Here is a 6,369-nt window from a genome sequence, read left to right as displayed (position 1 = left end):
CGACATCTCGAAGCGTGAAGAACGGCCGCGTCACGTGCTGCCGAATCCCGGAGATCTCAGCAGGTCGAGTGACCGCCGAGGTTAAACGGCAAGCTCAGAACACGGGAGTTCTGAGAGATGTTCTGCGAACGGAGACCCGGGCAAATCGGACGCGATCCGGGGGTCTCGCAGAACTCGCACAACTGGTCATTTGTGAGACCGCCCGTCCTTGGGGGCCGAGAGCGAATCGGGCAATCCCGCAATGCGAACATGTTCGTTACGATCGGGTTATGAGTGCGAGAAGAGAGCCGATCAGCCGCCGGGAGCGTCCGGCGAAGCCCGCCCTGTCCCGGCGCTGGATTGTGGACACCGCCGTGCGGATCATGCGAGCGGAGGGGCTGGGGAAGGTCACGATGCGCCGCCTGGCGCAGGAGCTGGATACCGGCCCGGCGTCACTGTACGTCTACATCGCCAACACCGCCGAGCTGCACGCGGCCGTTCTGGATTCCCTGCTCGGCGAGGTCGACCTGACCGGGCGGGACGGAGGTGAGGGCTGGCGCGAGCAGCTGCGTGCCGTCATGACTTCGTACACCCAGGTGCTGTTCGAGCACCCGCAGCTGGCGCGGGCCGCGCTCGTCGCCCGCCCGAGCGGCGAGAACTACCTGCGCCTGGTGGAGCGCATCCTCGATCTCCTCTCAGAAAGCGGCGCCGGTCGCGAGCAGGTCGCCTGGGGGGTGGACAAACTGCTCCAGGACACGACGGCCACCGCTGCCGAGCACTCGACGCGTGAGCACGATCCCGCCTCCGAGGACGACTGGAACGCCACAGTGCGTGCACTGCACGCCGTGGACGCCGCCACGCATCCGGCGATCACCGCGCACATGCCCACCCTGATCGGCGGCTCGGTGTCGGACAGGATCCGCTGGAGCTTCGACGTCCTCGTCAACGGCATCATGCACACGCCCGTTCCGGGCGCAGGAGGCTGAGTTCCAGGCGGGCTCGCCCGCCCTGCCGGCGGCTGCTGCTTGGTTGAACGCAGTTCTCCCGCCGCCTGCCGCTGACGCACAGCCCGCACCGAACTTGTTCGCAACGAACATGTTCGGTACGGTCTTGTGTGTGACCGCGCCATAGCCTGCCGATCACGCGTACGCCGGCCTTCCTCAGGAGCTTGGCGGCGTCGGCGGGACCAGCTCGGCGGACAGAGGTGCTCCCCTACTGCTTTCGGAGGCCCCCATGAGCACCAGCCATTTCCCGATCGCGATCGTCGGCGCAGGTCTTGGCGGCCTGACCGCCGCCCGTGTCCTGCACGTCAACGGCATTGAGTCGGCGGTCTTCGAGCTGGAGGCGTCGGCGGCGGTCCGTACGCAGGGCGGGATGCTCGACATCCACGAGAACAACGGGCAGAAGGCTCTGCACGCCGCCGACCTCCACGACGACTTCCTCGAGATCGTCCATGAGGGTGGTCAGGCCATGCGCCTGCTCGGCCCAGACGGCACCGTGCGCCTGGCCGTGGAGGACGACGGCACCGGCGGCCGGCCGGAGGTGGACCGTGGCGACCTGCGGGACCTGCTGCTGAGCTCCCTGCCCGACGGCACGATCCACTGGGGACGGAAGGTCACCGGGGCCCGGGCGCTGGGCGACGGGCGCCACGAGGTGACGTTCGCCGACGGCTCGGCCATCACCACCGATCTCCTGATCGGCGCGGACGGCGCCTGGTCCCGGATCCGGCCGCTGGTCTCGGACACCTGGCCCGCCTACACCGGCATCTCCTTCGTCGAGACCGACCTGTTCGACGCCGACACCCGCCACCCGCGCAGCGCCGCGGTCATCGGCGGCGGGTTCCTCATCGCCCTGGGGGACGAACGCGGTGTCCTCGCGCACCGGGAGAGCGATGGCAGTCTCCACGTTTACACGGCGCTCAAGGTCGACGAGGGCTGGCTGGACACGGTCGACTTCACCGACCACGCAGCCGCCAAGGCTGCGGCCCTCGCCCACTTCGAGGGCTGGGACGAGGGCCTGCGCGGCCTGGTCGCCGACGCGGAGACGATCATCCCGCGCCGTATTCACGCCCTGCCTGTGGGGCATCGCTGGGACCGCGTCCCGGGCGTGACGCTGCTCGGTGACGCCGCTCACGTGATGTCCCCCTTCGCCGGGGAGGGCGCCAACCTCGCCATGTTCGACGGCGCCGAACTCGCCCTGGCCGCGTACGAGGAGGCCCTCTTCCCGCGCAGCGAGGCGTCCGCCGCCGAGTCCGCCGCCAACCTGGACACGATGTTCGGCGCGCGGGGCCTGGAGCAGATGGTCGCGTTCTTCACCTCCGGCCCGGCAGCCCGGTGAGGCCCGCCCCGACGGCAACCGTTCCCCCAAGTCACCGAACCCGCCCGCCCGCCCGCCTCAGCCCATCCGGGAGGAACCCATGACGACGCCCCGTCGGCGCACCATCCCGCTACGGCCCGGCCTGGACCTCGAAGTGCGCGAGGCCGGCACGGGCAGCAGCCCGGTCCTCGTCCTGCACGGCGGCCCCGGCCCGTCCAGCATCGCGGCCCTGATCGACCACCGCGCATCGGATCACAGGGTGGTGGCGCCCACCCACCCGGGCTGGGACGGCACCGTACGGCCTGACGATCTGGACTCCGTGCCCGCACTCGCCGCTGCCTACCTGGACCTGCTCGGTCACCTCGGGCTGAACGACGTGACGGTGATCGGCACGTCCTTCGGCGGCTGGGTCGCCACCCAGACCGTCCTGGACGACCGGGAGGGCCGGATCTCCCAGCTTGTCCTCATGGACGCCATCGGCCCCGTCATACCCGGCCAGCAGATCACCGTGCCCGCCGGCCCACCGGCTCCGGTGCCGCAGGGCGGGCCGTCCGCGCAGGCGATGGCCGCCATGCGCGCCTACGCGGGGCCGGCCATGGCAGACGCCGGCATGCTGCCCCGCCTTTCCACCGTCACCTGCCCGGTACTGGTGATCTGGGGCGCCGACGACGCAGTCGTCACCCCCGACTTCGGCCGCGCCTACGCCGCGGCGTTCCCCCACGCGCGATTCGAACTCATCCCCGGCGCAGGACACCTGCCCATCCGCGAGAAGCCCGAGACGGTCTTCACCCATCTCGACTCCTTCCTCACCCACCGAGCCCGGGCCACCGGCCAGTGAACCCCTGCCATCCGGTTCCCCGTCCGCGGGCCGACGTCGGCGCCGTCCTCGGCAAGCGGTTGATCACGCACGGCCGCGGGACCGATCCGCGCCCCGGAGGGCGGGCGCCGCCCCGCCGTGGCGGCTGACAAGACCGACGCTGTGCGTACCGCGTACCTGGACGGCCGCTCGATCGCCGCCCTCGCCCGTGACCACGGCGTCAGTCGCGGTGCCATCCGCACGGCCGTCTCCGACCTCCTGCCCGACCACGCCGCCAGCGAGCGGGAGAACATCCCGGCCCCGGAGCTGCCGGTTACCCTCGACATGCCCGGCAAGGTCGCCGACTTCCTCCGCACCGCCGAGCTGGAGCCCGCCGAGCGGACCGCGCTCGATCAGGGGGTGACCGTACGGCGCGGCCAGGGCTACACCCTGCGCGTCACCGCCGTCCCCGCCGTGGACGGCCAGCTCCTCGCCCGCTGCCAGCCGCTCGACGGCACCCAGGGCGTCCCGGCGGTCCCGGCCCAGCGCAAGGCTCGCCGCGAGTACGAGAATCGCGTCAGCACACTCATGCCCTGACGATGATGTATCGGAGCGCTGCCAGCATCGCGCAAGGCACCCTAAAGGTTGTTTTAGACAACTGCCGGAGACACCACCCACTCAGAAGAGGGCGCGGGCGCGCTCCTCCCCGACCTTTCCCCACGTACATCGGCCACCCTGCTGGCTGGAGGGTGGTAAACCGGGCGATTGTCTAAATCAATCTCGAAACTGGGGCCCGCCAAGCCCTTCCCCGTACAGATGGGTCCGGCGACCGAACCCGCCCGCTCAGCCGTGCATGTCGGCCATCGGATCGGCGGTGAAGGCGCGTGCGATCAGCAGCGCACGCCGAGCGGCGTCGGCCACCTCCTGGCCGAGCTCCGCCCTGCCGTCCGCCTCGACCACCCGCTCTAGCTGCAGCGCCTCCCGGTCGAAGAAATCGGCGACCTCCCCCAGGAACACGCCGCCCGCCCCGCGCATCGCGAGAACCGCCGCACGCACCCGCTCCGCCCCGGCGACATCGCCCACGTCCCCGAGCTCCGCCAGCGCCTCCACCACAACGGCCGCCGGACCCCCAGCACCGTCAGGTCGAACCACTCCCCGAACACCCGGTGGTCAGCGAAACGCCGGTGCAGCGCGGTCTCGAAGTCGCCCTCGACATCCAGCAGCAGCACAAGCCGGCCGGGCTGACCCACCTGCAGCTGTGACATCCGTGCCCTGGCCGTACCGGTAGTCCTCCTGGTCGGTGTCGCCGAGGTCGGCGCAGCACCTGGAGGTGCCGCCCGGCCGCCCCGGTCCATCACCCGATGCCCCACCGCGCCCAGCAGGATGTACGGCAGCGACTCGGCGAAGCCACCAGGCCCATCGCTCCGGCGCCCTACCGCTCCCAGGCCATCCACATCACGGCCATCGCGTACAGCCGGTCGCCGAACACCGACGCCGTCTGCGCTCCCCACAGCAGAAGCACAGGCCCGCGCCCCAGCAACCGCACGTATCGCATGATCCACTCCGCCCCGGGAAGCACGAAGTCCCGGCAGCGGGCCGCCACCGGGAACTCCCCACACCCTAGGGCAACTTGAAGCCCCACCGACGCAGGCGCCCCGAGCACGGCACCCACCGCTGGCGGCCACATCCACCACTCACACCCGGCCCCGAGATCGGGCAGGCTGGCCACCAGGAGACAGCCCGGACGGCGGCCATCTTGGAAGGACTTCCGTGCACCCCCTGATCACCGAGCTCGGCCTGGACGGCGACCCGAAGCTCCTGCACGAGCGACGCGGCACCACCTTCTTCAAGGTCGGCGACACCGCCCTGAAGATCACCGATGGGCTCATGGCAGGCCGCGAGGGCCAAGTGGTCGCCGCCCTCGGCGCCGACCACTATCTGGCCCACGGCGACCACGAGCAGGGCACCTGGCTGGCCATGCGGTGGATCGACGGCACGAGCCTGTGGGACGCCCTGGAGCCCGCCCACCGCGGCGGTGGTACCCCCGCCGCCCGACGCTTGATCCTGACGGCCGCCGCCGAGGCCGCCGAAGCGCTCGCCGACCTGCACGCCGCCGGCTGGACCCACGGCGACCTCCAGCCCGACCACGTCGTCTTCGAGGACGGCGCCGTGCGGATCATCGACCTGGCCTGCGCCCAGGGTCCCGTCCCGGTGCCGTTCTACGTCCACCGCGGCGGCCTGGCCCACACCACCGCTCCCGAGATCGCCGCCCTGATCCTCCACACCACTGACCACATCGCCACTACCCACGAGGCGGACGTGTGGTCGCTGGCCGCCTCTCTGTTCTGAGCCTGGACCCGCATGCCGCCCACCGACTACCGCGACCCTGAGGGCCGCCGGCCCGACCTCCTCTCCGACATCACGGCCGATCGCCCGCTGGACGTCGCCGCCGTCCGGCCGTGGCCCTTCCCCGCCTTCGAGGACGCTCTGCGGGCCGGCCTTGCCCATGAGCCAGAGCGGCGGGGCGTAGATGGCGACAGTTCGACGGAGCTGCGTGTTCTCGCGCTGAAGGTCGCTGATGATCTCCTGGGGAGTCTTCGTCGCGAGGTTCCCCTTCCGTCGCCTCTGGCGTCGGGCAGGCTCGGGCTTCCTCCTTGAACCAGTCGATTAGGTGGCGGAAGTTCCGGTAGAAGGTGGCGTGGGTGACGCCCAGGCGCTTCTCGACGGCGGTGATGGTTGCGCCCACCCAGACGAATGCAAAAGGTGACCATACGGCGGTTTTCTCGTTCAGCTGCAGAGCCGTCCAGTGTGCTTGCGCGGTGGCGTTGTCACGGGAAGCGCTGTGCGTGCGAGCCGTCTGTGGAGCCGGCTCGCTGAGTTCTCGTCGATTTCCATGGCCCTACCCGCTGTCGAACCAGGGTGAATGGAACAAGCTCGAAAGGTGTCTCGCCCAGATGAACCCTCACCGGATCAATGGCCCGGGTAGGTACAGTCGCCGGGTTTTGTCCGTCCTAGCCTGCTCGGCGGGTCTGATCTCCTCGCACATGGTGCTTGGGATGGGCGTGGCCCATGCCGCTACTCCTGACTGCACTGACCAGGCATTGACGACCCCCAGCCCTGTGGACAAGCCGTTCAGGTGCATCATCCCTTCCGGCATCACCTCGGCGGACGAAGTCTCCTTCACTGAAGCTTCGCCATCTTCGAACGTGCTGGTCGGAGGGGCTGGCGTGCGGGTCGTTGGCCGTGCTCGTGCTGGTGGTGGGCGGCAGTCTGAGGCC

8 protein-coding genes and 1 pseudogene are annotated in these 6,369 nt (G+C 70.3%); 6 read left to right on the top strand and 3 right to left on the bottom strand.

Annotation, left to right across the window (positions count from 1 at the left end; all coding sequences use genetic code 11):
- Positions 1-269: 269 nt before the first annotated feature.
- The 4 genes from ACIG5E_RS38835 to ACIG5E_RS38820 all read left to right on the top strand — a co-directional run bounded on the left by ACIG5E_RS38835 (position 270) and on the right by ACIG5E_RS38820 (position 3,688).
- The gene (locus ACIG5E_RS38835) at positions 270-965 is read left to right on the top strand and encodes a TetR/AcrR family transcriptional regulator (RefSeq protein WP_396541933.1); all 696 of its coding nucleotides are present in this window, start codon (positions 270-272) and stop codon (positions 963-965) included.
- Positions 966-1,212: 247 nt separating this feature from the next.
- Positions 1,213-2,316 carry an FAD-dependent oxidoreductase gene (locus ACIG5E_RS38830; RefSeq protein ID WP_396541931.1) on the top strand — a complete coding sequence of 368 codons (1,104 nt, stop codon included), beginning with the start codon at positions 1,213-1,215 and terminating at the stop codon, positions 2,314-2,316.
- A gap of 79 nt (positions 2,317-2,395) precedes the next feature.
- Positions 2,396-3,133 carry an alpha/beta fold hydrolase gene (locus ACIG5E_RS38825; RefSeq protein WP_396541929.1) on the top strand — a complete coding sequence of 246 codons (738 nt, stop codon included), beginning with the start codon at positions 2,396-2,398 and terminating at the stop codon, positions 3,131-3,133.
- Positions 3,134-3,274: 141 nt separating this feature from the next.
- Entirely contained in the window at positions 3,275-3,688 is a 414-nt protein-coding gene (locus tag ACIG5E_RS38820; RefSeq protein WP_396541927.1) for a resolvase, read from the top strand.
- Positions 3,689-3,934: 246 nt separating this feature from the next.
- On the opposite strand, the gene ACIG5E_RS38815 is transcribed toward ACIG5E_RS38820, so the two are convergent.
- The 3 genes and pseudogenes from ACIG5E_RS38815 to ACIG5E_RS38805 all read right to left on the bottom strand — a co-directional run bounded on the left by ACIG5E_RS38815 (position 3,935) and on the right by ACIG5E_RS38805 (position 4,646).
- On the bottom strand, positions 3,935-4,174 hold the full coding sequence (locus tag ACIG5E_RS38815; RefSeq protein WP_396541935.1) for a hypothetical protein: 240 nt from the start codon (positions 4,172-4,174) through the stop codon (positions 3,935-3,937).
- A 113-nt stretch (positions 4,175-4,287) separates the two neighbouring features.
- Positions 4,288-4,356, bottom strand: a pseudogene (locus tag ACIG5E_RS38810) (hypothetical protein); the annotation flags it as partial.
- Positions 4,357-4,523: 167 nt separating this feature from the next.
- Positions 4,524-4,646: a hypothetical protein gene (locus ACIG5E_RS38805; protein ID WP_396541925.1), complete on the bottom strand. Its 123-nt coding sequence runs from the start codon at positions 4,644-4,646 to the stop codon at positions 4,524-4,526.
- Between the two features lie 215 nt (positions 4,647-4,861).
- On the opposite strand from ACIG5E_RS38805, the gene ACIG5E_RS38800 reads away from it, so the two are divergent.
- Entirely contained in the window at positions 4,862-5,440 is a 579-nt protein-coding gene (locus tag ACIG5E_RS38800) for a hypothetical protein (protein WP_396541923.1), read from the top strand.
- Between the two features lie 12 nt (positions 5,441-5,452).
- A complete protein-coding gene (locus ACIG5E_RS38795) occupies positions 5,453-5,749 on the top strand; it encodes a hypothetical protein (protein ID WP_396541921.1) in 297 nt (98 codons plus the stop codon).
- The last annotated feature ends 620 nt before the right edge of the window (positions 5,750-6,369 follow it).

This window comes from Kitasatospora sp. NPDC053057, assembly GCF_044546945.1.
Taxonomy (GTDB): Bacteria; Actinomycetota; Actinomycetes; order Streptomycetales; family Streptomycetaceae; genus Kitasatospora.
This window is presented reverse-complemented; position numbering and strand designations above follow the sequence as displayed.

Coding starts and splice junctions, on each gene's coding strand:
- ACIG5E_RS38835 (WP_396541933.1), top strand. CDS start 270: ATGAGTGCGAGAAGAGAGCCGATCAGCCGCCGGGAGCGTCCGGCGAAG.
- ACIG5E_RS38830 (WP_396541931.1), top strand. CDS start 1,213: ATGAGCACCAGCCATTTCCCGATCGCGATCGTCGGCGCAGGTCTTGGC.
- ACIG5E_RS38825 (WP_396541929.1), top strand. CDS start 2,396: ATGACGACGCCCCGTCGGCGCACCATCCCGCTACGGCCCGGCCTGGAC.
- ACIG5E_RS38805 (WP_396541925.1), bottom strand. CDS start 4,646: ATGCGATACGTGCGGTTGCTGGGGCGCGGGCCTGTGCTTCTGCTGTGG.
- ACIG5E_RS38795 (WP_396541921.1), top strand. CDS start 5,453: ATGCCGCCCACCGACTACCGCGACCCTGAGGGCCGCCGGCCCGACCTC.